This window comes from Pedococcus sp. P1_H8, assembly GCF_056405175.1.
Window position 1 is genome coordinate 1 of the sequence record NZ_JBFUCP010000221.1, and the last position, 456, is coordinate 456.

Consider the following 456-nt stretch of genomic DNA (forward strand, 5'->3'; position numbering starts at 1 on the left):
ACGAGGCGGACGAGGAGCGCGTCGCGTCTGCGCATGTCCTGAACCAGCTCCGGCACCGCCGCAAGTATCTCGGTTTCGTCGAGTCGCCATGCCTCGACCCCGGCGGGGTCGGTGAGCATGGCGTCGAGTTTCATACRTCGAATTCTACTCGCACGYRYATTCGATSRCAAYGATGTTTCGMCTGGTGAACGGCCTGAGGCGCCTCAGTGCCCGGCGCCAAAGAACTCGGACAGCACGGGCGCCAGGACCTTCGGCGACACGTCGTGGAAGCCCCCGTCGACGATGCCCAGTCCCGCGCCGGGCACCACCTTGGCGACCGCCGCGGCGGCCTCGCGGAGCCTGGGCGGACTCCCGGCGCTGGCCAGCGCCAGGGTCGGGACGGAGATCGTCGCCAGCCGCTCGCGCGGCATCGCGCCGCTCTCGACCACCAGCGCGTCGTAGAGCAGGGTGTGCGCG

Annotated in this window: 1 protein-coding gene; it reads right to left on the reverse strand. The window is 69.6% G+C overall.

Going from position 1 to position 456, the window contains the following annotated elements; translation table 11 throughout:
• Positions 1-203 precede the first annotated feature (203 nt).
• Positions 204-456 (reverse strand): hypothetical protein (locus AC1DYG_RS19690; RefSeq protein ID WP_477641540.1); only part of this gene is annotated, 253 nt, incomplete at its 5' end.